Raw genomic sequence first — 23,672 nt, 5'->3', positions numbered from 1 at the left:
GGACCGGGGGCCGGCGCTGCTGACCTTCGAGCGAGGCGCTTTATCCACGCAAGGTCAGGACAAACTACGAGCTAGGCACGCCATCCCAAGAAGCGCCGGCCCATAGGGCCGGTCCGGCGCGCGCCCGGCACCTTCGGTGCTATTCGGGCGCAGGCTGCGCAAAGATGACCAGCGCGGTGCGTCCCACTATCGAGCGCTCGGGGACGTTCCCTCAACCCACCGCGGCAAACACACCACCCACCTCCCAACAAAACCCCAAAACCCCGCCACCCCCTCACCCGCGGCGCGCCACCAACCAGGCTTGACCGGGCCAAAAATACCTCCCGCCGGAGGCACACCCGAGGCCGGGGCCGAAAGGCCCCGGACGAGACACCAAGCGCGGGCGGCCCCGCCGCCCGCTCCGCCCTCTCACAAGAACCGATTCACCAGGTTCTCCAGCCGCTCCTGCCGGCCCGAGCGGGGCTTGGGGTTGATGTCCTGGGCAAGCACCCGGTCGAAGAGCGTGCCGAGGTCCTGGCCCAGCACGTCGGAGCTGTCGTAGCCCGCGTAGCGGGCGGCGCGGGCCTCCTCCAGGCCGCCGTCCTCGAGCATCGCCCAGGCCGCCTTGAAGCCCGCGGCGCAGACGTCCATGCCGCCGACATGGGCCAGGATCAGGTCCTCGGGATCGAGCGACTGGCGCCGCAGTTTGGCGTCGAAATTGGTGCCGCCGCTGGAGAAGCCCCCGGCCTTCAGCACCTCGTAATAGGCCAAGGCCACCTCGAGCACGTTGTTGGGGAACTGGTCGGTGTCCCAGCCCGACTGGTAGTCGTTGCGGTTCATGTCGATGGAGCCGAGGATCCCGAAGGCGCCGGCCATGGCCAGCTCGTGCTCGAAGCTGTGCCCGGCGAGGATCGCATGGCCCTGTTCGATGTTCATCTGCACCTCGCCCTCGAGGCCGAACTCCTTGAGGAAGCCGTAGACCGTGCCGACGTCGTAGTCGTATTGGTGCTTCGAGGGCTCCTGCGGCTTGGGCTCGACCAGGATCGCGCCCTCGAAGCCGATCTTCTTCTTGTAGTCGACCACCGCGGCGAGGAACCGCCCGGCCTGTTCGCGCTCGCGCTTGAGGTCGGTGTTCAGGAGCGTCTCGTAGCCCTCGCGCCCGCCCCAGAGGACGTAGTTCGCCCCGCCCAGCTTGTGGGTCGCATCCATGCAGGATTTCACCGTGGCGGCGGCATAGGCGTAGACATCGGGGTCGGGGTTGGTCGCGGCACCGGACATCCAGCGGCGATGGCTGAACATGTTCGCCGTGCCCCAGAGCAGCCGGGTGCCGGTCTCTTCCATCTTGGGGCCGAAGTAGTCGGTGATCTCCTCGAGGTTGGCGAGGCTCTCGGCGAAATTACCGCCCTCGGGGCGCACGTCGACGTCGTGGAAGCAGAAGAAGGGCTGGCCCAGGATGCGGAACATCTCGAAGGCGGCATCGGCCTTCATCTTGGCGCGATCCATGCCTTCGCCGAACCAGGGGCGCTCGAAGGTCGGCCCGCCGAAGGGGTCGCCGCCTTCCCAGGCGAAGGAATGCCAATAGGCGACCGAGAAGCGCAGGTGCTCGGCCAGGGTCTTGCCGCCGAGGGTCTCCGCGGGGTCGTAGTGGCGGAAGGCGAAGTCGCTGGTCGCCTCGGGGCCGGCGTAGCGGATCTCGGGAATGTCCTTGAAGAAATCGGTCATGTCAGTCCTTTGAGTGCGGTATAGGCCGCGCGGTAGCGGGCCTGGGCCTCGGAAAAGGCGCCGGTCAGGGGTGTCTCGGGGGCGAAGACCCGCTCGGTCTCGGGAGGCGTGGCGATCTCGGGGCCGGCGCCATCGGCCATCATGGCAAGCCGGGCCGCCCCGAAGGCGCCGCCGAAATCACCCGCGACGGGGCGTTCGACCGGCAGGTCGAGGGCGGTCGCCAGGGCGCTCAGCCAGTAGTCCGAGCGCGAGCCGCCGCCCACGGCGATCAGCCGCTCGATCCGCGTCCCGGTGGCGGTCAGCGCGTCGAAACAGTCGCGGATCGCGAAGGTGACGCCTGCGAGGACCGCGCGGGTCAGCGCGGCCTGGTCGGCGCCATGGTCGAGATGCAGGAAGGCGCCGCGGATCTCGGCGTCGTTGTGCGGGGTCCGCTCGCCGCCGAGGTAAGGCAGGAAGAGCGTCCGCCCCGGCGCCTCGAGCGGCCCCAGCGCGCCGGTCAGCGTCGCCGCCTCGGTGCCCGCGGAGCGCGCGTACCAGTTGAGCGCATCGGTCGCCGCCAGGATCACCCCCATCTGGTGCCAGGTGTCCGGCAGGGCGTGGCAGAAGCTGTGCACCGCGGTTTCGGGCGCGGGCTGATAGGCGTCGGCGGCGGCAAACAGCACCCCCGAGGTGCCGAGCGAGACGAAGGCTTCGCCCGCGCGGACCACCCCGCAGCCGATCGCCGAGGCGGCGTTGTCGCCGCCGCCACCCGCGACCACCACGCCCTCGGGCAGGCCCCAGAGCTGGGCCAGTTCCGGGCGCAGGGTGCCCGAGGGCTCGGAGCCCTCCACCAGCCGGGGCATGTGATCGCGCGAGAGGTCGGTCGCGGCCAGGAGCGGCTCGGACCAGTCCCGCGCGCCGGTGTCGAGCCAGGAGGTGCCGGCGGCATCCGACATCTCGGCCACCGCCTCGCCGGTCAGCCAGAGCCGCAGGTAGTCCTTGGGCAGGAGCACCCGGCGGCAGGCGGCGAAAATCTCGGGTTCATGCGCCTTGACCCAGGCGAGCTTGGGCGCGGTGAAGCCGGGAAAGACGATATTGCCGGTGATCGCGCGGAAGCGCGGGTCGGCGTCGAGCGCGGCGGCCTCGGCGGCCGCGCGGGTGTCGTTCCAGAGGATCGCCGGGCGCAGCGGCCGGTCGTCGGCGCCCAGAAGCGTGGCGCCATGCATCTGGCCCGAAAGCCCGATGGCGCGCACGGCGGACAGATCCCCCAGCCCCGCGATGGCGGCGGCGGCCGCGGCGCACCAGTCCTCGGGGGCCTGTTCGGACCAGCCGGGGTGGGGCCGCGCCACCTCGAGCGGCGCGGTCTTCTCGGCGCGGATCTCCTGCGCCGCGTCGATCAGCACCGCCTTGACGCCGGAGGTGCCGAGGTCGAGCCCGATATACATGGCGCTCTCTCCGTTCGGGGCCTTAGGCCACCGCCTTGTCGCGGGGGTTCTTGCCCAGGATGATCATCGACAGGATGTCGTCCTCGGTGACGTCCTCGACGCGCTCGGTGCCGACCAGCTGGCCGTTCTTCATCACCGAGACCCGGTCGCAGAGGTCGAGCATCTCGCGGGTGTCGTGGCTGATCAGGAAGATGCCGAGGCCCTGGGCCTTCAGCTCCTTGATCAGATCCGCGACCATCTGCGTCTCATGCACGCCGAGCGCCGCTGTGGGCTCGTCCATGATCAGGATCTTGGCGTTGAAATAGACCGCCCGCGCGATGGCCACCGACTGCCGCTGACCGCCCGAGAGCGCCGAGACCGGCTCGGTGATCTTTTTGAAGTTGGGGTTCAGCCGCGCCATGATCTTGCGGGTCTCGGCCTCCATCTTGGCGTCGTCGACCAGCCCCAGCGCGTTCACCAGCTCGCGCCCCAGAAAGAGGTTCGAGGCGGCGTCGAGATTGTCCGCCAGCGCCAGCGTCTGGTAGATCGTCTCGATGTTGTGGCGCCGGGCGTCGCGGGTCGAGTTGATCTCGACCTTCTCGCCGTTGATGCGGATCTCGCCGGAATCCATCCGATAGGCGCCCGAGAGGATCTTGATCAGCGTCGACTTGCCGGCGCCGTTGTGACCCAGGAGGCCGACGACCTCGCCGGGCATCAGGTCGATGGACACGTCGTCCACCGCCTGGATGCCGCCGAAGGCGATCGAGATGTTCTTCAGTTCGACCAGGGGAGTCGTCATTTTCCCTCTCCCGTCCATTTGCGGTACTGGATGTCGATCCACACGGCGAGCACGAGGACGCCGCCGACCACGATGTTCTGGAAGGGCGCATCGACGCCCATCATCGCCATGCCGGACTGCAGCGACTGCATGATCAGCGCGCCGAGGATGGCGCCGTAGATCGTGCCGATGCCGCCCGACAGCGCCGTGCCGCCGATCACCGCCGCGGCGATGACGCGCAGCTCGTCGAGCGTGCCGATGTCGTTGGTGTGGTTGGCCAGTCGGGCCGAGGCGACCACCGCCGAGATCGCGCAGAGCGCGCCGAGGATGGCGAAGACCTTGACCGTCAGGAAGCGGATGTTGATGCCCGAGAGCTCCGCCGCGTCGGGGTTGCCGCCGGCGGCGAAGATGTAGCGCCCGAGCCGGGTGCGGGTGGCGATCACGGTCATGACCACCGCCACGGCGATCAGCACCAGGACCGAGAAGGGCAGCCCGTAGGAGGCGGTGTAGCCTTCCGGCAGGACCCGGCCCGCGGCCTCGAAGTCACGCTCCAGCACCCGCTGGGGGATCTCGTAGGAGGTCAGGATCCAGACGAAGCCCAGGATGCCGATGGCGATGAGGCCGGCGACCACGCCCTCGGCCCAGAGCGGTTTGACGTGAAAGCCATGGGCGACCTTGTTGCGCCGCGCCGACATCAGTGCGAGCAGCGCCGCGGCCACGGCGATCAGGCCGACGACCCAGCTCCAGGTGGTGCCGAGCGTGCCCTGGATGCCGCCGAAGGCGACATAGGTCTCGTCGAGCGGCCCGATGGTCTGGCCGTTGGTCAGATACCAGGCGACGTTGCGCCAGACCAGAAGCCCGCCCAGCGTCACGATGAAGGCCGGGATGCCCTGGTAGCCCGCGAGGTAGCCCTGGAAGGCGCCGATCAGCGTGCCGACCACGAGCCCCGCGCCGATGGCGATCCAGGGCAGCGCCGGGTGGCCCAGCTCGAAGCCCAGCCCCAGGAGCCAGTCGGTCTGCATCATCGCCATGACCGCCGAACAGGTGGCCAGAAGCGCGCCGACCGAGAGGTCGATGTGCCGGGTGACGATGATGAAGACCATGCCCGTGGCCATGATCGCCACCGAGACCGTCTGGATCGTCAGGTTGAAGATGTTGCGCGGCGTCAGGAAGCGGCCGCCGGTGAGCATGTTGAAGATGAGCGCGATGAGGATGAAGGCCCCGATCATGCCCAGCAGGCGCGGGTCGATCTCGAGGCTTTTCCAGATAGATCGGCGCTTCGGCGCGCCAGGGGACGCGGCTTGGGTCGTATCGGTCATGGGATTGGCTCGTTTGTGCTCGGACCGGGCGCGACGTCAGGCGGGTCCCGGCACGGGATGAATGGCGCGGTGCGTGGCGTGGCGCCCCCGCGGAACCGCCGTCCGCGGGGGGCCTTTTCTCAGGCTTGGATCAGTTGCAGGGGGCGGGGCCGCCCTCGACGCCCTGGCAGAGCTTCTCCTGGTCGATCCAGCCGGCCTCGACCACCACGGTCAGGTTGTCGGCGGTCACCGGCACCGGCTCGAGGAACTCGGCCCAGAGCGTGGTGCCCGCGGGCGAGGTCCATTCCTCGGCGCCCTCGATCGCCGACATCTCGGTGCCGCCGGCCAGTTCGAGCGCGATCTCACCGGCGCGCTGGCCGAGGTCGCGGGCGTCCTTCCAGACCGACACGGTCTGCGTGCCCTGAGCGATGCGGTTCAGCGCCGCGTGGTCGCCGTCCTGGCCCGAGACCGGGATGCCTTCCATGCCCTGGGCGGTCAGCGCCGCCACGGCGCCGCCGGCGGTGCCGTCGTTGGAGGCCACGACCGCGTCGACGTTGTTGTCCTGCGCGGTCAGGATCTGCTCCATGTTGCGCTGGGCGTTGGCCGGAAGCCACTGGTCGGTATAGGCCTCGTCGACGATGGTGATGTCACCGGCGTCGATCGCCTCCTGCAGGACCTCCTGCTGGCCGCCGCGCAGGAAGTCGGCGTTGGGGTCGGTCGGCGAGCCCTTGATCATCACGTAGTTGCCGGTGGGCTGCGCCTCGAGCACGGCGCGGGCCTGCATGCGGCCGACTTCGACGTTGTCGAAGGTCAGGTAGAAGGCGCGGTCGTCCTCGATCAGGCGGTCGTAGCCGACCACCGGGATGCCCTCGGCGAAGGCCGCGTCGATGGCCGGGCCGATGGCCTGGGCGTCCTGGGCCAGGATGATCAGCGCGTCGACGCCCTGGGCAATCAGGCTTTCCACGTCCGAGAGCTGCTTGGCCGAGGAGGACTGCGCGTCCGCCGAGACGTAGTCGGCGCCGGCCGCGTCGAGCGCCGATTTGATCGCCGCCTCGTCGGTCTTCCACCGCTCTTCCTGGAAGTTCGACCAGCTCACCCCGACGGTGAGCGATTCGTGGCTCGCGGCAAGCGCCGCGGAGCTGAAGCCGACCGTCGCGACGACGGCGGCGAGAATTGCCTTATGCATATGTTCCTCCCTTGGATCCCGTCTGCCGCTAAGGACGGACGGCGAGTCTTGTGACCCTGGTCCGGGACGATGCGGATATTTTCTTCACCTGTCAAAATAAAATTGACAGAAGAGGGCAGAAAGTGCCGGAATGCAGCCCTGGGAGGGCCAGCATTCCGCTGGCGAGAGGTCAATATGTCCAGCGACCACGCGGGTTATATTCGCGATGTGAAGAAAATAGAGGCGCTGGGCGCGTCGCCCGATCCGTCCGATTCGGGAGGCGCGGGGGGCTGCGGTCCGCTTCTCGGACATGACCATGCCGAGGCGAAACCGTTGCGGCAACAGGTATTCGAGCATGTCCGCGCCGAGGGCCGCGCGACCCGCGCCGACATCGCCCGGGCGGTCGGGATCAGCGCCGGCTCGGTCACCCAGATCAGCGCCGACCTGATCCAGCGCGGCCTTCTCGAGGAGGTCGAGGAGACCGACCGCGCGCCGGTCCGGGGCCGGCCGCCGATCGCGCTCCGGGTCGTGGGCGGCGCCGGCCGGGTGGTGGGCGTGAAGCTCTCGGACCAGGTGCATTCGGCGGTGATCACCGATTTCGCCGGGCGCCACTGCGGGGCGGCCACCGAGCCAGGCACCACCGGGCGGCTCTCGACCGAGGCGCGGCTGGCCGAGCTTGAGCGTATCATCGGCGACGCCCGCGCCGCGGCGGGCGATCCCGCCGATCCGGTCGCCGCCGTCGCCGTGGGCCTGCCGGGGCTGATCGACCACGACCGCGGGCAGGTGACCTGGTCGCCGCTCTTCCGCGACACCGACATCGAGCTGAAGGCCACGCTCGAGGCGCGGCTCGGCGTGCCGGTGCATCTCGACAACGACGTGAACATGCTGAGCCTCGCCGAGCTCTGGTTCGGGGCCGGGCGCGGCAAGAAGGACTTTGCCGTGGTCACCATCGAGCAGGGCGTCGGCATGGGCATGGTGCTGGGGAACCAGCCCTTCCGCGGCGCGCGCGGCATGGGGCTGGAGCTGGGCCACACCAAGGTGCAGCTCGACGGGGCGCTCTGCCGCTGCGGCAAGCGCGGCTGCCTCGAGGCCTATGTGGCCGATTACGCGCTGGCCCGCGAGGCGGCGATCGCGCTCGATCACGGGCCGCATGCGGCCAAGGCCCCGCAGGCGATCATCGAGGAGCTGTTCCAGGAGGCCCGCGCCGGCAACCGCGCCGCGCGGACGATCTTCCAGCGCGCCGGGCGCTACCTGTCGCTGGGGCTGTCGAACGTGGTGCAGCTTTTCGATCCCGAGCTGATCATCCTGTCCGGCGCGCGGATGCGCTACGACTACCTCTACGCCGACGAGGTGCTCTCCGAGGTGGCGGCGCTGTCGCTGAACGAGGGCCGCAGCCCCGCGCGGATCGAGATCCACGCCTGGGGCGACCTGGTCTGGGCGCGGGGCGCCTCGGCGCTGGCGCTCTCGGCCGAGACGGACCGGCTTTTGGGAGGCACGGGATGAGGCATCTGGCGACATGCGCGGCGCTGGCGGGGCTCGTGGCGCCGCCCTTGGCGGGGCAGTCTGTCGCGGGCGAGGGCGCGCCGCGCTTCGAGCCGGTGGCGGGGCCGCTTGCCGAGCACGTCTATTCCGGCGGCTGGGAGCATTTCGTCGGCGGCGGCGTGGCGGTCCTCGACTGCGACGGCGACGCGCTGCCCGAGCTGTTTGCCGCCGGGGGCGAAGCGCCCGCGGCGCTCTTCCTCAACCAGGGCGGCATGGACTTCGTGCCCGGGGCGCTGCCTGACCTGAAAGGCGTGACCGGGGCCTATCCGCTGCATCTCGACCAAGACGGCACGCTCGACCTCTACGTCATGCGCGTCGGCCCGGACCTCGCGCTTCTGGGCGACGGCGCCTGCGGCTTCCGCGACGGGACCGCGGAGATCGGCCTGCCCACAAGCGAGCAATGGTCGACCGCCTTCACCGCCTGGTGGGAGCCCGGCGACGACCGCCCGACGCTGGCGGTGGGGCATTACGTCGACCGCAGCGACCCCGAGGGGCCCTTCGAGGCCTGCGACAGCAATACCATCCTGCGCCCCGGCCCGAACGGCTACACCGCCGAGGTGCTGGCCCCTGGCTTCTGCCCGCTCTCGATGCTGGCGGCCCAGGACTGGCGCGGGCGGCCGACGCTGCGGATCTCCAACGACCGGCATTATTACGTCCGGGGCGGGGCCGAGCAGATGTGGGACATCGCCGAGCGCCGCTTCCTGACCGAGGCGGACGGCTGGGACGGGCCGATGCTCTGGGGCATGGGCATCGCCGCGCGCGACCTGACCGGGGATGGCCGCGACGAGGTCATGTTGACCTCCATGGGCGACCAGCTCCTGCAGATCGCGGGCCCCGAGGGCTACAGCGCCGCGCCCTACGGCATCGGCACCTATGCCACCCGGCCCTTCACCGGCGGCGACGGGCGGCCCTCGACCGGCTGGCACGCCGAGTTCGGCGACGTCGACAACGACGGGCGGGACGATCTCTTCATCGCCAAGGGCAATGTCGACCAGATGCCCGGCATGGCGATGCAGGACCCCAACAACCTGCTGATGCAGGGCGCTGACGGCAGCTTCTCCGAGGCCGCCGGGGCGGCGGGCGTCGCGGGGCTCGAGCGGTCGCGCGGGGCGGCGCTGGCGGATCTCGACGGCGACGGGCGGCGCGACCTCGTGGTGGTGAACCGCCGCGCGGGCATGGAGCTCTACCGCAACGTGACGCCGGAGGCCGGCAACTGGCTGACGCTCGCGCTCGACCAGCGGGGCGCCAACCCCCGCGCGGTGGGCGCGCGGATCCGCGTCGCGGGCCGCGAGCAGGAGGTCACAATAGGCGGCGGTCACGCGGGCGGCAGCGCCCTGCCGCTGCACTGGGGGCTCGGAGAGGCCATGGAAGCCGAGGTCAGCGTCACCTGGCCCGACGGCACGGTCTTCCCGCCGGTGACGCTCAAGGCCAACCGGGCCCACCGGCTCATCAGGGAGTAGGCACCGGCAGGCCGCTCGGCACCGTCTTCGGCACGCCGAGCCGTCCCTCGAGCGCGACGGGATCGGTCAGCGTCTCGAGGAAGGCGAGGATCGCGTCGATCTCGGGCTCGGTCAGCCCCGGCGCCTCGACGCGCGCCGCCGCGGCGATGGCGGCGAGTTCCCGGTCATCCTCGCGCACCGCCCAGTCCGGCCCTTCGAAGACCGGCAGCACCACCTGCGGCTCGTAGCCCTCAAGGCCCGCACGCGGGGCGGCGTGGTGGCGCAGGTAGGCCCCGAGGTCGCGATAGGCGCCCGCGTGGCCGTAAGGCGCGGTGGTGGTGACATTGCGCAGCGAGGGCGTGCGGAAGGCATAGGCGTCAGCCGGATCGCCGGTGACCCGCATCCGCCCCTCGTCGCGGAAATGGCTCTCGAAGGCGGCGGCCTTGCCGGGGCCGAGCTGCATCTCGCCCATGGCGTGGAAACCGTGGTCGGTCTGGAACTTGCCGGAGTGGCACGCCGCGCAGCCGGCCTCTCCGTAGAACAGCGCCATGCCGGTGCGGGCGGGTTCGGGCAGGGGGGCCTGGCCCCTCAGGTGGGCGTCGAAGGGACTGTCGTCGGAGCGCCATTCCAGCTCGATGAAGGCGGCGATGGCATCGGAGATGGCGGTGAAGGTGATCTCGTCGGGGCTGCTGATCGCGGGGTCGAGCGCGGCGAAGGCCCGGGCATAGTCCTCCACCCCCGCCACGCGCCGGGCGATGATGTCCCAGGCCCCGCCGGGGCCGGTCAGCCGCCCCTGGCGCACGGCCTTGGAGACCTCGTTCTCGCCGTAGTGGCCGGCCATCTCGTCGGCGGAGAGCACCGGGAACATGGTCTGCGCCGAGAGAAGCGAGGCGAAATCGCCCACCATGTCCTCGCCCAGGGGCGTGCGGATCGAGCCGTCCTCGCGGACCTCGACGCGGCCGTCGTGGAACATCACCCGGAACTCATGCGCGCCGAGGTTCCAGAGCGCCTGGGCGTTGCGCGGCACCCGCGCCTCGGGCGGGTTCTCGGCGTCGGTCACGCGCTTCGGACCCAGCCCCGTGCCGCCGTCGCCGAAGCCCAGAGAGAGCCCGTCGGAGGTGCCGAAGGCGGGGTGGTGGCAGGTGGCGCAGGCGACCGAGCGGTTGCCCGACAGGATCGGGTCGTAGAAGAGCTGCTGGCCCAGCCGCGCCTCGGCCTCGGAAACCGCGCGGTAGTCGGCCTCGGTCACCGGGTCGGGCAGATCCGCCGCGACGGCCGCGACCGGCAGGGCGGCGGCCAGGAGGCTCAGGCGGGCAGGGGTCTTGCGCATGGGGTCACGGGGCTCCGGTCACGGGCCGTGATGGTGGCAAGCCCGCGCCCCCGGCGCAAGCGTCAGCTGATCCGCGCGACCACGTAGTCGGCCAGATCGCGCAGCATGTCGCGGAAGTCGCTCGCGGGCAGCTCGGCCATGGCGGTCTTCGCGGTCTCGGCCCAGGCCAGCGCATCGGCGCGGGTCGCCGCGAGCGCGCCGTGCCGGTCGAGCAGCGCCAGCGCATGGTCGAGGTCGCCCTCCTCCTGGCGGCCCTTCTCGATCACCCGGACCCAGAAAGCGCGTTCCTCGGCATCGGCGGCGGCGACGGCCTTGATCACCGGCAGGGTCAGCTTGCGCTCGCGGAAGTCGTCGCCGACGTTCTTGCCGGTCGCCTTGGCGTCGCCCTGGTAGTCCAGGAGGTCGTCGACGATCTGGAAGGCGATCCCCAGCGCGTCGCCATAGGCAAAGAGCGCCTGCACCTGGCGTTCCTCGACCCCGGCGATCACCCCGCCGACCTCGGTCGCCGCCGAGAACAGCGCGGCGGTCTTGCCGCGCACCACCGTGAGGTAGATCTCCTCGGTGGTCTTGAGGTCCTGCGCGGCGGAAAGCTGCAGCACCTCGCCCTCGGCGATGGTGGCGGCGGCATTGGCCAGGATGTCGAGCACCCGCAGGTTGCCGGTCTCGACCATGAGCTGGAAGGAGCGCGCAAAGAGGTAGTCGCCGACCAGCACGCTCGACTTGTTGTCCCACAGAAGGTTCGCCGTGGGCCGCCCGCGACGCTGGGCGCTTTCGTCCACCACATCGTCATGCAGGAGCGTCGCGGTGTGGATGAACTCCACCGTCGCCGCGAGATGCAGGTGATAGGGGCCGGGGTAGCCGCACATCTTCGCCGCCGCAAGCGTCAGCATCGGGCGCAGCCGCTTGCCGCCGGCCTCGACCAGATGCGCCGTGACCTCGGGAATGCGCGGCGCATGTTCCGAGGCCATGCGGTCGCGGATCAGCGCATTGACCGCGCCCATCTCTTCAGAGAGCGCCTCGGCGAGGCGATCGTGCGGTTTCTGCTGTGGGTGGTCCAGGCTCATGCGGACTCCTGACTCTCGACAGTCGAAATAGGAGAGGTTTAGATCGCGCCCATGGAAGAACTGTTGCGTACCACTGACATCACGCTCATCCCCTTGGCGCGGGCCATACTCGAGGACGAGGGTATAGAGAGCTTCGAGTTGGACGTAAATATGAGCGTCCTCGAAGGCTCCATCGGAATCCTGCCGCGCCGGCTGATGGTGCGCACGGCCGACCTCGGCCGGGCCCGCACCGCGCTCTGGGAGCAGGGGGTCGCGCTTGACGGCTGAGGCCCCGGTCTTTCCCGAGGAGGCGCTGACCCGCGACGCCTACCTGGGCGGGCGGGTGACGCTTCTGCAGCCGCGCGCGGGCTATCGCGCGGGCGTCGATCCGGTGCTCCTGGCCGCTGCCGTGCCGGCGCGTCCGGGCGAGCGGGTGCTCGAGCTGGGCTGCGGGGCGGGGGCTGCGCTCTTCTGTCTCGGGCGTAGGGTCGGCGGGCTGGCCCTGAACGGCGTCGAGCGGCAGGCCGATTACGCCGAGCTCGCCTGGCGCAACGCCGAGGAAAACGGCCTTAGCGCGCGCATCGTGACCGCCGATCTGACCGCGCTGCCGCCCGAGATCCGCGGCGAGAGCTTCGACCACGTGCTGGCCAATCCGCCCTATTTCGACCCCGAGGGCCGGACCCGGGCGCGGGACGCGGGCCGCGAGGCGGCGCTGGCCGAGGAGACGCCGCTGGCGGCCTGGATCAGCACCGGCGCGCGGCGGCTGGCCCCGGGCGGGCGCTTCACCATGATCCACCGCGCCGAGCGGCTGCCCGAGCTCCTGTCGGCGGCGGCAGAGCACCTGGGCAGCCTCGAGCTGCAGCCCCTGGCGCCCCGCGCGGGCCGCTCCGCGCGGCTGGTGATCCTGCGCGGGCGCAAGGGCGGGCGCGCGGCGTTCCGCATGCATGCCCCGATCGTTCTGCATGCAGGCCCCCGCCACGAGGCCGACGGCGAGGACTACGCGCCCGCCATCCGCGCCGTCCTGCGCGAGGGCGCGGCGCTCGACTTCGGGGCGGGCGCCTAAGAAAGTTACAATCGGCGCAATTTTGCTTTCCTGATTTTGCGCCTGCAGCGTGACTTATTACCTCTTCTGTGCTGAACTTTCAGTTCCCACACGCATTGAAGGAGGTCCACATGAGCCTGAGTTCGCATCTGTCCGAGCTGAAGAAGAAGCATGCGATGCTGTCCAGCAAGGTCGAAGAGGCCCAGAAGTCCCCAAGTGCGGACGGTCTGCGTGTGTCCGAGCTCAAGAAGCAGAAGCTGCGACTCAAGGAGGAGATTTCGCGCCTGTCCGCAGGCACGATGCACTGATGCCAGGCATCCGGCACCGGCCGTCGCGCCGGTGCCGTCAGTCGCGCGTGTCGTGAACCTCGAACTCGCGTAGCGCGGCCTCGACTTTCCGGACCTCGTCTTCGATCCAGGTCCGGAAAGCGGCTATCTGCGGGCGCGACTCGGCGCCCTTCCGACAGAGAAACCGAAAGATCGCGCCGGGATCGAGCGCGGTGGCGAAGGGCGCGACCAGCTGGCCCGCGCGCAGTTCCTGCGCGGCGATGCCGGTGCGGCCCAGGATCACCCCTTGCCCCGTCAGCGCCATGTCGACCGCGTGGTCGGCCTGGTCGAAGCGCGCGACCGGCGTCGGGTCGGCCTCGATGCCCGCCGCTGCGAACCAGCGGTGCCAGCTCGCGCGGTCGCCGAGAAAGGCGATGCTGTCGTCGAAGACCAGCGGCGCCTCCAGAAGGCTCTCGGGCGTCGGGAAACGCGCGGCCAGCGCCGGGCCCATCATCGGCGTCATCAGGTCGCGCAGAAGCGGCGCCTCGAAAAGCGCGGGATCGGGCTTGCCGGGCTGGCCGAAGCGGATCGCCACGTCGACTTCGTCGCGGTCGAAGGACAGCGGGCGCAGGGTCGCGGAGAAGCGCATCTCGATCTCGGGGTGGGCCTGGGCGAAGTCGAACATGCGCGGGGCGAGCCATTTCGCGGTGAAGGCGGGGCCGGCGGTGACGGTCAGCGTGCGCGCATCGCCCAGCCGCCGGGTCTCCTGCCAGGCGCCCTGCAGGGTCTCGAAGCCGCGCGCCGCGCCGGGGGCGAGGGTGCGGCCGGCCTCGGTCAGTTCCACCGCGCGGTTGAGCCTGCGGAAGAGCGGGCGGCCCAGGTGTTCCTCCAGTGACTTGATCTGAAAGGACAAAGCCGCGGGCGTGACGTTCAGCTCCTCCGCCGCCTTGGCAAAGGAAAGATGCCGCGCCGCGGCGTCGAAGGCGCGCAGGGCGGTCAGGGGCGGAAGGCGGTCGGGCATATCACACAAGATATTCTTAACTGATAGGCTAAAACCTCTCGTTTGTCGGCGCTCATGGCAAGGTCCATATGAGAGGAGGTCAAGAATTTTTCGATGCGAAAGGAGCAAGCCATGTTGGAATCGCCCATCGACAGACGACATCGCGCCGCGATCCGGCGTGCCCATGACGCCCGGGGCGCCGCGGTTGCGGCGCTCTGGTCCGCGCTGTTTGCGCGCCGCTAGGGGCCGCAGGCGGCTGGCCCGCCCGACGACCCGCGCGCAGATGCGAAACGCCCCCGAAGCGACGGCCCTGGGCCGAGCCTCCGGGGGCGTTTTTTATTCCGCGCGCGGGCCGCTTAGTCGGCCAGGAAGGCGCTCAGCGCCGTGACTTCACTTTGCGCGATCTCATGCCCGCCCGGGTGCCAATGCGTCTCGACCGGGGATCCTTGCGCGGCCAGGTAGCCGGTCAGCGCCTCGGTCAGATCCGGCGGGCAGATCGGGTCGCGCCGTCCTGCGGTGATCAGCACGCGAAGGGCAGCGAGCCGCGGTTCCGGCGCGGGCTCCCAGGGGATCAGCGGGTGCAGGAGCGCCAGGTCGGTGAAGAGCTCCGGCATCTCGAAGGCCACCGCCGCGGCGATATTGGCGCCGTTGGAATAACCCAGGCCGATCACCCGCGACGCCCCGACCCGCGCCTTCTGGGCGGCGAGGAACTCGCCCATCACCGCGCGACGCCGGGCCAGGTCCTCCATGTCGTAGCGCCCTTCGCCCCGGCGGCGGAAATAGCGCAGCGCGCCCATCTCCGAGACATCGCCCCGGGGCGAGATCACATGCGCTCCGGGCACCAGGTCCGAGGCGATGCGGTGGAACTGCGCCTCGCTGCCGCCGGTGCCGTGGAAGGTGAAGACCAGGGGGCGCCCGGGGGCGCCCTCGGTCTCGGCGTAATGATAGGCGGGATCAGTCACGGATCGGCTCCAGGTAGCGCGCCTCGAGGATCTCGCGCAGGTGTTCGTGCTGGCTCGGCAGCTTCAGCGCCTGGCCGAGATGCGCGCTGTCCTCGTCGCGGTCGAAGCCCGGCTCGTTGGTGGCCACCTCGAAGAGCACGCCGCCCGGGGTGCGGAAGTAGATCGCCCAGAAGTAGTCGCGGTCGATCACCGGGGTGACCTGGTAGCCGGTGTCCATCAGCGCCTTGCGCACCGAAAGCTGCGCCGCGCGGTCCTCGACCGCGAAGGCCACGTGGTGCACCGAGCCCGCGCCCTGGTCCGCCATGGGGGCGTTGACCCGGGTCAGGTCGATGACATTGGCCGCATTGCCGCCAGGCACGTGAAAGCGCGTCACCTCGCCCTGGGTGTCGGCCTCCTCGTAGCCCATGAAGCGCAAGAGCTCGGCCGTGGCGCCGGGGTCGGCAAGCCGCATGTCGGTGGAGTGGAAGCCACGGATCGCCGCCTCCTCGGGCACGCCGCCGCCGGTCCAGGGGGCGCGGGGGTCGTCCTCGGTCTCGGTCAGGGCGAAGCCGTCGCCGTCGGGGCCGGAAAACCGCAGCCGCGCCGCGCCGAAGCGGTTGTCGCGGGTCAGGTTGGCGGTTCCGGCCTCGGTCAGGCGGCTCTCCCAGTAGGGCAGGGCGCCCTTCGGCACCGAAAACACGGTGGTCCCCACCTCGCCGGTGCCGGCCTTGCCGCGCCGCGCGCCCTGGAAGGGGAAATAGGTCATCACCGTGCCCGGCGTGCCTTCGGCGTCGCCGTAATAGAGGTGATAGACCTCGGGCGCGTCGAAATTCACCGTCTTCTTGACCCGGCGCAGCCCGAGGGTGCGGGTGAAGAAGTCATTGTTGGTCTGGGCATCGGACGCCAGCGAGGTGACGTGGTGCAGCCCGTTGATTTCCTTGATCATGCTGGGTCTCCATCTGGTCTTGGGGCAGATATAGCGCTGTGCATGAGGGCGGATAACCGGCGGGCGCTCACCATGATGGTGCGCGGGTGAACAGAACTTGCCCTGCGTTTCGCGCCAAGCAAAAAGGGCGCGCCCGGCGGACGCGCCCTCTCAAGCCGGACAAGGCGCCGGCGATCAGACGAAGAACTGCCCGCCGTTGGCCGAGATCGTCGAGCCGTTGATGAACTGCGAATCCTCGGAGGCCAGGAAGGTCACGCAGCGCGCGATTTCCTCGGGCTCGCCGAGGCGGCCGGTCGGGATCTGGCCGATGATCGCGTCGCGCACCTTCTCGGGCACCGCCATGACCATCTCGGTCGCAATATAGCCCGGGCAGATCGCATTGGCGGTGATGCCCTTGCCCGCGCCTTCCTGGGCGAGGCTTTTCACGATGCCGAGGTCGCCGGCCTTGGTCGCGGCGTAGTTCACCTGGGCGAACTGGCCTTTCTGCCCATTGATCGAGGAGATCACGATGATCCGCCCGAAGCCGCGCTCGCGCATGCCCGGCCAGATCGGGTGTACGGTGTTGAAGACGCCGGTCAGGTTGGTGTCGATGACCTGGTGCCACTGCTCGGGCGTCATCTTGTGGAAGGGCGCGTCCCGGGTGATGCCGGCATTGGCGACCACCACCTCGATCGGGCCGAGGTCGGCCTCGACCTGGGCCAGCCCGGCCTTGGAGCTGTCGTAATCGGCCACGTCCCACTTGTAGGTCTTGATCCCGGTCTCATCGGTGAAGGCCTTGGCCTTCTCGTCGTTGCCGGCATAGGTCGCGGCCACGGAATAGCCCTCGGCCTTGAGCGCCTTGGAAATGGCGGCCCCGATCCCCCGGCTGCCGCCGGTTACAACTGCTACACGTCCCATGAAATCCTCCTTTTATCGCGTGTGCTTATCTTGTTGTTGCGCGGAACCTCCCTTGATGCGCAACTTTATTGCTTAACGAAAATCACTTCTCTCCTGCCCCGTCAAGCAGCCGCCGGGCATCGCTGGCGCCCTGTGCCCAGGTGTCGCGCAGCTTCTGCGGGTCGGTGAAATCGATCTTGTCGGCGGGCGTCTCGTCGCTCGGGTGCAGGTAATGGCGGTTCGCATCCTCGGGCAGCCTTCGGTAGGCGCGGGTCAGCAGGATCATCGTCCGGCCTTCGTCGGGTTCGGGCATGGGGGCCTGGTCGGCCATGCCGCCGTCGACCACCGGGCGGCCGTCCCAGAGCGGCGGCTCGAAGACCGGCGGGATCACCGCGGCGGCGCAGACCAGCTCGGAGAGCTTGCCCGCGCGGGCGGCGGCATTGGCGTCGACCAGGCTGTAGTCGAGCCCGAGCTTCTCGGCCCAGCCGAAATGCGGGGCGTTGACCGTGTGCAATTCCGCCTCATAGGCCAGCGTCATGGCCGCGCCCGAGATCATCGGCGGCAGATGCGGCGGCGGATGGGCGATCAGCACCTGGAACTGCGGGCCCTCGGCGATGCGGCGGGCGACCTCATCGTCGAGCACCCGGTCGACCACCTCGCAGTAGATGGTCTGATGCGGGGTCAGGCCGCTCTCGCCCTTGTGGAAGAGGTCAAGATTGCTGTCCTGTTCGGCGAAGGCCGCGCACATCTCGGAGAGGAGGTGATGCTCCACTCCGCCGAGATAAGCCGCACCGGCCAGCGCCCCGCCCGAGACGCCGGTGACCCGCGCGGGCGCAAGCGTCCGGTCCCTGGCCAGTTCGGTCATGAAGCCGCCCTGCCAGAAACAGCGCAGCCCGCCGCCTGAAAAGACGATCTGGTCGGGGCTATGGGGCAGCACCTGGCGCATGACGGCCTCGGCAGAGACAAAAAAGGCGGGGTCCGGGCCCCGCCTTCTTCGCCGCTATGCCGTTACGGGCGCTCGACGCACATGGCGACGCCCATGCCGCCGCCGATGCAGAGCGTGGCGAGGCCCTTCTTGGCGCCGCGGCGCTTCATTTCGAAGAGCAGCGTGTTCAGGACCCGCGCGCCGGAGGCGCCGATCGGGTGGCCGATGGCGATGGCGCCGCCGTTCACGTTCACGATCGAGGGGTCCCAGCCCATGTCCTTGTTCACCGCGCAGGCCTGGGCGGCGAAGGCCTCGTTGGCCTCCACGAGGTCGAGGTCCTCGGGCTTCCAGCCCGCCTTCTCGAGCGCCTTGCGGCTGGCGTGGATCGGGCCGACGCCCATGATCGCCGGGTCGAGGCCCGCGGTCGCATAGGAGACGATGCGCGCGAGCGGCTCGATGCCGCGCTTCTCGGCGGCCTCGGCCGACATCAGGAGCGCGCCCGCGGCGCCGTCGTTGATGCCCGAGGCGTTGCCCGCGGTGACCGTGCCGTCCTTGGCGAAGGCCGGGCGCAGCTTCTGCATGTTCTCGATGGTGGCGCCGTGGCGGATGTATTCATCCTTGTCGACCACGATGTCGCCCTTGCGGGTCTTGACGGTGAAGGGCACGACCTCGTCGTCGAACTTGCCGGCCTTCTGGGCGGCCTCGGCCTTGTTCTGCGAGGCCAGGGCGAATTCGTCCTGCTGCTCGCGGCCGATCTGCCACTTCTCGGCGACATTCTCGGCGGTGTTGCCCATGTGGTAGCCGTTGAAGGCGTCCCAGAGGCCGTCGCGGATCATCGTGTCGATGTATTTCACGTCGCCCATCTTGTGCCCCGAGCGCAGATGCGCGGCATGGGCCGAGAGCGACATGCTTTCCTGGCCGCCGGCGCAGATGATCTCGGCATCGCCAAGCATGATGTGCTGGGCGCCAAGCGCCACGGCGCGCAGGCCCGAGCCGCAGACCTGGTTGATGCCCCAGGCCGCGCTTTCCTGCGGCAGGCCGGCGTTGATATGCGCCTGGCGGGCGGGGTTCTGGCCCTGGGCGGCGGTCAGCACCTGGCCGAGAATCGTCTCGGAGACCTCGGATTTGTCGATGCCGGCGCGGGCGACCAGCGCCTCGAGCACCGCGGCGCCGAGATCGTGGGCCGGGGTGGCGGCGAAAGCGCCGTTGAAGCTGCCCACCGCGGTGCGGGCGGCGGACGCGATCACGATGTTGGTCATGTGCGGTCTCCTCTCGTGCACTGGCGCGGGGCCGCATCGCGGCGGGCCCGTCGCTTTGGGCCCGTGGTAAAGGATGCAAGTGGAACGGGCAATATCGGAGCCGGTCCTGTGGCGTGCGCGAGTGGGGTTGGCCGGGATGCCTGCGCGCGCGGTGGGCGCGCGTGTTGCCTGCGGGGGTGGTGAGCGACGCTGATGCGGGCGTGAGTTGGGGCGCGCCCCATGCGGGCTTGAGTTGGGGCTGCCGTGATGCCCGGGCGAGTGGGCGCTGCCGCGGTGTCGTGCCGGGAGCGGCTCGGCCGCGACCCGCTCCTCATCCCGCGCCCGGCGGCTGCATCGAGACCCGCTTTAGTGTGTGCGCGAAAGGCGGCGGCGTCGCTGCGCCCGAGGCGGCTGCCGCCTCGTCCCGCCTCAGCCCGCCCCCGGCGGCTGCCAGGGCGGGGTCAGCGTCGGGGCGGCGTAGAAATAGCCCTGCAGGCAGTCGACCCCGGCCTCGGCGGCAAGCTCGGCGTCGGGCTGGCTCTCGATGCCCTGGGCGATGGTGAAGACGTCCAGCTCGCGCGCGAGCGCCAGCACGGCGCGCAGGAGCACCTGTTTCTCGCCCTCTTCGCTGAGCCCGCGCATGATGCCGCCGTCGATCTTCAGGATGTCGAAGGGAAAGCGTGTCAGCGTGCGCAGGTTGGTCGGCCCCGCGCCGAAATTGTCGAGCGCGAAGCTCACCCCTTCGGCCCCGTAGTGCCGCATGAAGTCGGTGACCAGCTCGGGCAGGCGCAGGGCCGATTCCTCGGTCACCTCGAGGATCAGCCGCTCGGCGATGCCGGGATCGGCGGTCAGCGCCTGCGACAGCAGCGTGGTGTATTTCTGAAAGCCGATGGAGCGGGCCGAGAGGTTCAGCGACAGCCGGATGCCCCGGTGCCGCGCCAGCACCCGCAGTCCCTTTCCCAATGCCAGGCAGTCGAGCAGGCGGCCGGCCTCTTCCTCCTCGATCTCGGTGATGAAATCGCGGGCAGGAATGATTCGGCCCTGCGGGTCGAAGACCCGGGCCAGCCCTTCGTGGAAGGCCACCTTCTCGGCGTCGCGGGCCTGCACGATCGGCTGATAGGCCAGCTGCACCTGCCGCGTGCGGATCGCGGCGGCGGCGGTGCGCGGGGCCTCGTGGCTGTGCAGCCGCGCCAGCGCGTCGAGCGCGTTGCGCGGGGCCTCGGGGTCGGGCGGCGGCGCGGGATCGCGCGGGGGCCGGTCACCCGGCCCGTGGCGCACCGCATCCTCCGGCGGCAGGGGGCGCATGGATCGCAGGGCGCATCTCCTTTACAAAGGCCACCCGGCGGCGGCCCGGATGGCGGTGACGGGCAGGGCACCGCGAACCGGCCCCCACCAGGGGCCCACCCCCCGCATCACCCCCGGCACCGGGGCGGCGGAACGGACCCGCGCATATCCTGCCTCCGCGCGCCTTACCGGGCGCTTAACGCAGGCCCGCATTCTGCCCAGTTGACACCGCGCCCGCGGGCGATATAAGCGCGCCTTCATTGGTGTTGGTGGCCCCCGCAAGGGGATGCCTGTCAGGGCCGGTGCGATGCACCGCAAAGCGCCCAGAGGACAACGCCCTTCCAAGGCTCCGGGCCGACCACCCGTCCGGCGCCGCATCAGAAGGAGATCAGACGGTGACCAAACGCACCTCTGCCAAGTACAAGCTCGACCGCCGGATGGGCGAAAACATCTGGGGTCGCCCGAAGTCCCCGGTCAACAAGCGTGAATACGCCCCCGGCCAGCACGGTCAGCGCCGCAAGGGCAAGATGTCCGACTTCGGTCTGCAGCTGCGCGCCAAGCAGAAGCTCAAGGGCCATTACGGCGACCTGACCGAGAAGCAGTTCCGCCGCATCTTCGCCGAGGCCGAGCGCCTGCGCGGCGACACCGGCGAGATCCTGATCGGCCTGCTGGAGCGCCGCCTCGACGCGGTGGTCTACCGCGCGAAGTTCGTGGCGACCGTCTTCGCCGCGCGCCAGTTCGTGAACCACGGCCACGTCCTGGTGAACGGCCGCAAGGTGAACATCCCCTCCTACCGCGTGAAGGAAGGCGACGTCATCGAGGTCCGCGAGAAGTCCAAGCAGCTCGCATCGGTGATCGAAGCCAGCCAACTGCCCGAGCGCGACGTGCCGGACTACATCGAGGCCGACCACTCCAAGATGACCGCGACCTTCGTGCGTCAGCCGGGCCTCTCGGACGTGCCCTTCGCCGTCCAGATGGAACCGAACCTCGTCATCGAATTCTACGCGCAGAACTGATCCTTTTCGGTTCCGCGCCGCTTATCGGGAAAGGCCGCGCCCCTCGGGTGCGGCCTTTTCTTATGGGGCCTCTCTGCGCTGCGTTTCCGCGCCGGGCAGGGGCCGCATCTCCCCTTAGCGCGCACAAAAAAACGGGCCCGCCCGGGGATCGCCCGGGCCGGCCCGATTTCTTCGGCAAAAGCCGAGCGCGGTCTCAGATGTAGTAGAGATCGCCGTAGACGTGGCGCGCGATGTCGGTGCGCTTCAGGCCGCGTTCGGCCAGTTCCTCGTCGCTCATCTCGTTCAGTTCACGGGCGAGACGGACGCGGGAGTTTGATTCGGCGACATGCACGAAGAAATCGAGAATCGCGCCGAAGAAGCCGCGGCTCGCGCCGGTGTTTGCGGTGGTGTCTGCGAATGCCATAACAGGATCTCCGTTGACGGTTGATCCTCCCCTTGACACGGGAGATATGGCGCGGGCCGCGCGGCTTCCACCGCTCTTTCTGCAACGCGGCATCCCGGCTCCTGCATGTCTCCGGGCGGCTTGCAGGGCAGGGCTTGCAAGGCGTGCAGGTCTCGGGCCGGAGCCAATCGGGGGCGGCCGGGGCCACCCCCTTCTTTGGTGCTGAAAGGCTCGCTTGAAATGGGCGCGGGGCCGGCTGCGGTCACGATCCGGCGCGGGCGGCCCGAACACGGGGCCGAGGATAGCGCGCCTTCCGTAACAGCTTGATGACCCGTCAGCGCTTCTTCAGCGTGTCCCCGGGGGCGACCTTGGGGGCCAGCTCGACGATGCGGTCGATCTCGGAATGGGGGTTGTCGACGAGCGTGGCGACGATCTCCGCGGCGCGGCGGCCGATCTCGGTCCGGCCCGCGTCCATGGTGGCCAAGCGGCGCGGCAGCCCGTCCAGGAGCTCGACGTCGTTGAACCCCGCGAGCCCGATCTTGCCGGGCACGTCGATCCCCGCCTCGAGCAGGTAGAGGAGCCCGCCTGCGCCGATCATGTCGTTGGAATAATAGAGGAAATCCAGCTCGGGTGTGCGCTCCAGCATGGCCTGGGTCAGCTCGCGCCCCTTGGCGAGCGAGGAGCCGCCGGAGTAGAATTCCTGGTCCATGACCTCGATCCCGGCCTTGGCGAGCGTCTCGGTGAAGCCCTCGAAGCGCTTCCGCGCCCGGTGGTCGAGCGGCATCTTGGTGCCCATGAAGCCGATGTTGGTATAGCCCGCCTTGAGGATCGCCTGGGCCATCTCGCGGCCCGCGCGGCGGTGCGAGATGCCGACCATGGCGTCGATCGGCGTGCCGTCGGTGTCCATGATCTCCACGACCGGGATGCCCGAGGCCGAGAGCATGGCGCGCGAGGCGTCGGAATGTTCCAGCCCCGCGATGATCACTGAGGAGGGCCGCCAGGAGAGCATCTCGTAGAGGACGCGCTCTTCCTTCTCGGGCAGGTAGTCGGTGACGCCGACGACGGGCTGCAGCTCGGTGTCCTCGAGGACCGCGCTGATGCCGCTGAGGACCTCGGGGAAGACCATGTTGCGCAAGGAGGGAATGATCACCGCGACCAGATTGACCCGCTGGCTGGCCAGGGCGCCGGCGATCTTGTTGGGCACATAGCCCAGGGATTTCGCCGCTTCGAGCACCTTTTCGCGGGTGGCCTGGCTCACGTCGCCGCGGTTGCGCAGCACCCGGCTGACGGTCATTTCCGAGACGCCCGAGGCTTCCGAGACATCGCGCAGGGTCAGCGGGCGGGGGGGCGTCGTCGACAAGGGCGGATCCTCAATCTGTCGCTTGCCAGAAGAGGTTAGCCCATTGTGCTCGGCGGCTACAAGCAGCCTCGTCGGAGGGTGACAGCCGGTGGCGCAGAGGCTACAAGGCGCCGCAGCGGCCCCGTGGCTCAACTGGATAGAGCAGCCCCCTCCTAAGGGGCAGGTTCCAGGTTCGAATCCTGGCGGGGTCGCCATTAAGATGCTGAGAAGTAACAGGAATTTTCTGGCCCGGCGGGTTTCGCCGTGCGTGTTCGCAAAGCGTGCATGTCACGACATGTTGCGGCGCAGCACGGTATGGCGTGCAATTTCGCGAGATGTCACGGCACGGGCGCCCAAAATCCGCCCAATGGGTGGATCCGCAAGCCGTTAGCGTGAAACGAAAAAGCCCTCTCGGGGAGGCGCCGGGAGGGCCGTTGGGCAGGCTTATCGCACGCGGTTGGGCAGGTGTTCTGAGCGGGATAGGCGTCCGGTCCGAGGCTGGATGCTCTCGACGGGCTTCTCCGGAAGGTGAAGGTGCTGCACTGGAACGGACCACCCATCGGCGCCATCCGCTCCATCCCGACCTCCCCACCCGAGGGCGCGCGCCGGACCGGGGGCCGGCGCTTCTACGCTTCGCGCTGTGCGCTTTATCCCACCAAGGTCAGGACTAACGAAGAGCTAAGCACGCCATCCCAAGGAGCGCCGGCCCATCGGGCCG

General features: G+C 69.6%; 22 protein-coding genes and 1 tRNA gene. 7 read left to right on the top strand and 16 right to left on the bottom strand.

Annotated features, from left to right (window positions below; genetic code table 11):
• Positions 1 to 408: 408 nt before the first annotated feature.
• The 5 genes from xylA to xylF form a co-directional block, all read right to left on the bottom strand.
• Positions 409 to 1,701 carry a xylose isomerase gene (xylA, locus tag LR948_RS03785; protein ID WP_232752580.1) on the bottom strand — a complete coding sequence of 431 codons (1,293 nt, stop codon included), beginning with the start codon at positions 1,699 to 1,701 and terminating at the stop codon, positions 409 to 411.
• Positions 1,698 to 3,125 (bottom strand): xylulokinase, encoded by a 1,428-nt coding sequence (gene xylB / locus LR948_RS03780; protein ID WP_232752579.1) that lies wholly within the window; start codon positions 3,123 to 3,125, stop codon positions 1,698 to 1,700. Before xylB ends, xylA begins: the two co-directional genes overlap by 4 nt.
• A 22-nt stretch (positions 3,126 to 3,147) precedes the next feature.
• A complete protein-coding gene (locus LR948_RS03775) occupies positions 3,148 to 3,903 on the bottom strand; it encodes an ATP-binding cassette domain-containing protein (protein WP_232752578.1) in 756 nt (251 codons plus the stop codon).
• Positions 3,900 to 5,201 (bottom strand): sugar ABC transporter permease, encoded by a 1,302-nt coding sequence (locus LR948_RS03770; protein WP_232752577.1) that lies wholly within the window; start codon positions 5,199 to 5,201, stop codon positions 3,900 to 3,902. Before LR948_RS03770 ends, LR948_RS03775 begins: the two co-directional genes overlap by 4 nt.
• A gap of 130 nt (positions 5,202 to 5,331) precedes the next feature.
• Positions 5,332 to 6,366 carry a D-xylose ABC transporter substrate-binding protein gene (xylF, locus tag LR948_RS03765; protein WP_232752576.1) on the bottom strand — a complete coding sequence of 345 codons (1,035 nt, stop codon included), beginning with the start codon at positions 6,364 to 6,366 and terminating at the stop codon, positions 5,332 to 5,334.
• Between the two features lie 312 nt (positions 6,367 to 6,678).
• On the opposite strand from xylF, the gene LR948_RS03760 reads away from it, so the two are divergent.
• Positions 6,679 to 7,848, top strand: a complete 1,170-nt coding sequence (locus LR948_RS03760; RefSeq protein ID WP_232752575.1) for an ROK family transcriptional regulator — start codon at positions 6,679 to 6,681, stop codon at positions 7,846 to 7,848.
• Positions 7,845 to 9,347, top strand: coding sequence for a CRTAC1 family protein (locus LR948_RS03755; RefSeq protein WP_232752574.1), 1,503 nt, complete (start codon positions 7,845 to 7,847; stop codon positions 9,345 to 9,347). The genes LR948_RS03760 and LR948_RS03755 overlap by 4 nt, the downstream gene beginning before the upstream one ends.
• Here the strand turns inward: LR948_RS03755 and LR948_RS03750 are convergent.
• Complete coding sequence (locus LR948_RS03750; RefSeq protein WP_232752573.1) at positions 9,337 to 10,656, bottom strand: cytochrome-c peroxidase; 1,320 nt, start codon at positions 10,654 to 10,656, stop codon at positions 9,337 to 9,339. The two genes, LR948_RS03755 and LR948_RS03750, sit on opposite strands and share 11 nt — an antisense overlap.
• A 62-nt stretch (positions 10,657 to 10,718) precedes the next feature.
• Complete coding sequence (locus tag LR948_RS03745) at positions 10,719 to 11,720, bottom strand: polyprenyl synthetase family protein (RefSeq protein ID WP_232752572.1); 1,002 nt, start codon at positions 11,718 to 11,720, stop codon at positions 10,719 to 10,721.
• A 51-nt stretch (positions 11,721 to 11,771) separates the two neighbouring features.
• Between LR948_RS03745 and LR948_RS03740 the strand changes: the two genes are divergently transcribed.
• The 3 genes from LR948_RS03740 (at position 11,772) to LR948_RS03730 (ending at position 13,049) form a co-directional block, all read left to right on the top strand.
• On the top strand, positions 11,772 to 11,987 hold the full coding sequence (locus LR948_RS03740) for a DUF2007 domain-containing protein (protein WP_232752571.1): 216 nt from the start codon (positions 11,772 to 11,774) through the stop codon (positions 11,985 to 11,987).
• The gene (locus tag LR948_RS03735; RefSeq protein WP_232752570.1) at positions 11,977 to 12,762 is read left to right on the top strand and encodes a tRNA1(Val) (adenine(37)-N6)-methyltransferase; all 786 of its coding nucleotides are present in this window, start codon (positions 11,977 to 11,979) and stop codon (positions 12,760 to 12,762) included. Before LR948_RS03740 ends, LR948_RS03735 begins: the two co-directional genes overlap by 11 nt.
• 110 nt (positions 12,763 to 12,872) lie before the next feature.
• Positions 12,873 to 13,049, top strand: coding sequence for a YdcH family protein (locus LR948_RS03730; RefSeq protein ID WP_232752569.1), 177 nt, complete (start codon positions 12,873 to 12,875; stop codon positions 13,047 to 13,049).
• 37 nt (positions 13,050 to 13,086) lie between these two features.
• Here the strand turns inward: LR948_RS03730 and gcvA are convergent, their stop codons facing one another.
• The 7 genes from gcvA to LR948_RS03695 all read right to left on the bottom strand — a co-directional run bounded on the left by gcvA (position 13,087) and on the right by LR948_RS03695 (position 20,238).
• A complete protein-coding gene (gene gcvA, locus LR948_RS03725) occupies positions 13,087 to 14,028 on the bottom strand; it encodes a transcriptional regulator GcvA (protein ID WP_232752568.1) in 942 nt (313 codons plus the stop codon).
• A 335-nt stretch (positions 14,029 to 14,363) separates the two neighbouring features.
• Positions 14,364 to 14,969: an alpha/beta hydrolase gene (locus LR948_RS03720; RefSeq protein WP_232752567.1), complete on the bottom strand. Its 606-nt coding sequence runs from the start codon at positions 14,967 to 14,969 to the stop codon at positions 14,364 to 14,366.
• Entirely contained in the window at positions 14,962 to 15,894 is a 933-nt protein-coding gene (locus LR948_RS03715; protein WP_232752566.1) for a VOC family protein, read from the bottom strand. Before LR948_RS03715 ends, LR948_RS03720 begins: the two co-directional genes overlap by 8 nt.
• 174 nt (positions 15,895 to 16,068) lie before the next feature.
• Positions 16,069 to 16,791 carry an acetoacetyl-CoA reductase gene (gene phbB / locus LR948_RS03710; protein WP_232752565.1) on the bottom strand — a complete coding sequence of 241 codons (723 nt, stop codon included), beginning with the start codon at positions 16,789 to 16,791 and terminating at the stop codon, positions 16,069 to 16,071.
• An 82-nt stretch (positions 16,792 to 16,873) separates the two neighbouring features.
• Positions 16,874 to 17,716 carry a patatin-like phospholipase family protein gene (locus tag LR948_RS03705; protein ID WP_232752564.1) on the bottom strand — a complete coding sequence of 281 codons (843 nt, stop codon included), beginning with the start codon at positions 17,714 to 17,716 and terminating at the stop codon, positions 16,874 to 16,876.
• Positions 17,717 to 17,778: 62 nt separating this feature from the next.
• Positions 17,779 to 18,954, bottom strand: a complete 1,176-nt coding sequence (locus tag LR948_RS03700) for an acetyl-CoA C-acetyltransferase (RefSeq protein ID WP_232752563.1) — start codon at positions 18,952 to 18,954, stop codon at positions 17,779 to 17,781.
• A gap of 408 nt (positions 18,955 to 19,362) precedes the next feature.
• On the bottom strand, positions 19,363 to 20,238 hold the full coding sequence (locus LR948_RS03695; RefSeq protein WP_232752562.1) for an EAL domain-containing protein: 876 nt from the start codon (positions 20,236 to 20,238) through the stop codon (positions 19,363 to 19,365).
• 374 nt (positions 20,239 to 20,612) lie between these two features.
• Here LR948_RS03695 and rpsD point away from each other — a divergent pair, with 374 nt between their 5' ends.
• The gene (gene rpsD / locus LR948_RS03690) at positions 20,613 to 21,233 is read left to right on the top strand and encodes a 30S ribosomal protein S4 (RefSeq protein WP_232752561.1); all 621 of its coding nucleotides are present in this window, start codon (positions 20,613 to 20,615) and stop codon (positions 21,231 to 21,233) included.
• Positions 21,234 to 21,426: 193 nt separating this feature from the next.
• On the opposite strand, the gene LR948_RS03685 is transcribed toward rpsD, so the two are convergent.
• Positions 21,427 to 21,636: a DUF1127 domain-containing protein gene (locus tag LR948_RS03685; protein WP_232752560.1), complete on the bottom strand. Its 210-nt coding sequence runs from the start codon at positions 21,634 to 21,636 to the stop codon at positions 21,427 to 21,429.
• Between the two features lie 313 nt (positions 21,637 to 21,949).
• The gene (locus tag LR948_RS03680; protein ID WP_232752559.1) at positions 21,950 to 22,975 is read right to left on the bottom strand and encodes a LacI family DNA-binding transcriptional regulator; all 1,026 of its coding nucleotides are present in this window, start codon (positions 22,973 to 22,975) and stop codon (positions 21,950 to 21,952) included.
• Between the two features lie 117 nt (positions 22,976 to 23,092).
• On the opposite strand from LR948_RS03680, the gene LR948_RS03675 reads away from it, so the two are divergent.
• A tRNA-Arg gene (locus tag LR948_RS03675) sits at positions 23,093 to 23,169 on the top strand.
• Positions 23,170 to 23,672: the final 503 nt, after the last annotated feature.

It is taken from the genome of Roseivivax sp. GX 12232 (genome assembly GCF_021272185.1).
GTDB lineage: Bacteria > Pseudomonadota > Alphaproteobacteria > Rhodobacterales > Rhodobacteraceae > Roseivivax.
The sequence above is the reverse complement of the archived record's forward strand: the minus strand, read 5'-3'. Positions and strand labels throughout refer to the sequence as shown.

Coding starts and splice junctions, on each gene's coding strand:
- xylA (WP_232752580.1), bottom strand. CDS start 1,701: ATGACCGATTTCTTCAAGGACATTCCCGAGATCCGCTACGCCGGCCCC.
- xylB (WP_232752579.1), bottom strand. CDS start 3,125: ATGTATATCGGGCTCGACCTCGGCACCTCCGGCGTCAAGGCGGTGCTG.
- LR948_RS03775 (WP_232752578.1), bottom strand. CDS start 3,903: ATGACGACTCCCCTGGTCGAACTGAAGAACATCTCGATCGCCTTCGGC.
- LR948_RS03770 (WP_232752577.1), bottom strand. CDS start 5,201: ATGACCGATACGACCCAAGCCGCGTCCCCTGGCGCGCCGAAGCGCCGA.
- xylF (WP_232752576.1), bottom strand. CDS start 6,366: ATGCATAAGGCAATTCTCGCCGCCGTCGTCGCGACGGTCGGCTTCAGC.
- LR948_RS03755 (WP_232752574.1), top strand. CDS start 7,845: ATGAGGCATCTGGCGACATGCGCGGCGCTGGCGGGGCTCGTGGCGCCG.
- LR948_RS03750 (WP_232752573.1), bottom strand. CDS start 10,656: ATGCGCAAGACCCCTGCCCGCCTGAGCCTCCTGGCCGCCGCCCTGCCG.
- LR948_RS03745 (WP_232752572.1), bottom strand. CDS start 11,720: ATGAGCCTGGACCACCCACAGCAGAAACCGCACGATCGCCTCGCCGAG.
- LR948_RS03740 (WP_232752571.1), top strand. CDS start 11,772: ATGGAAGAACTGTTGCGTACCACTGACATCACGCTCATCCCCTTGGCG.
- LR948_RS03730 (WP_232752569.1), top strand. CDS start 12,873: ATGAGCCTGAGTTCGCATCTGTCCGAGCTGAAGAAGAAGCATGCGATG.
- gcvA (WP_232752568.1), bottom strand. CDS start 14,028: ATGCCCGACCGCCTTCCGCCCCTGACCGCCCTGCGCGCCTTCGACGCC.
- LR948_RS03715 (WP_232752566.1), bottom strand. CDS start 15,894: ATGATCAAGGAAATCAACGGGCTGCACCACGTCACCTCGCTGGCGTCC.
- phbB (WP_232752565.1), bottom strand. CDS start 16,791: ATGGGACGTGTAGCAGTTGTAACCGGCGGCAGCCGGGGGATCGGGGCC.
- LR948_RS03705 (WP_232752564.1), bottom strand. CDS start 17,716: ATGCGCCAGGTGCTGCCCCATAGCCCCGACCAGATCGTCTTTTCAGGC.
- LR948_RS03700 (WP_232752563.1), bottom strand. CDS start 18,954: ATGACCAACATCGTGATCGCGTCCGCCGCCCGCACCGCGGTGGGCAGC.
- LR948_RS03695 (WP_232752562.1), bottom strand. CDS start 20,238: ATGCGCCCCCTGCCGCCGGAGGATGCGGTGCGCCACGGGCCGGGTGAC.
- LR948_RS03685 (WP_232752560.1), bottom strand. CDS start 21,636: ATGGCATTCGCAGACACCACCGCAAACACCGGCGCGAGCCGCGGCTTC.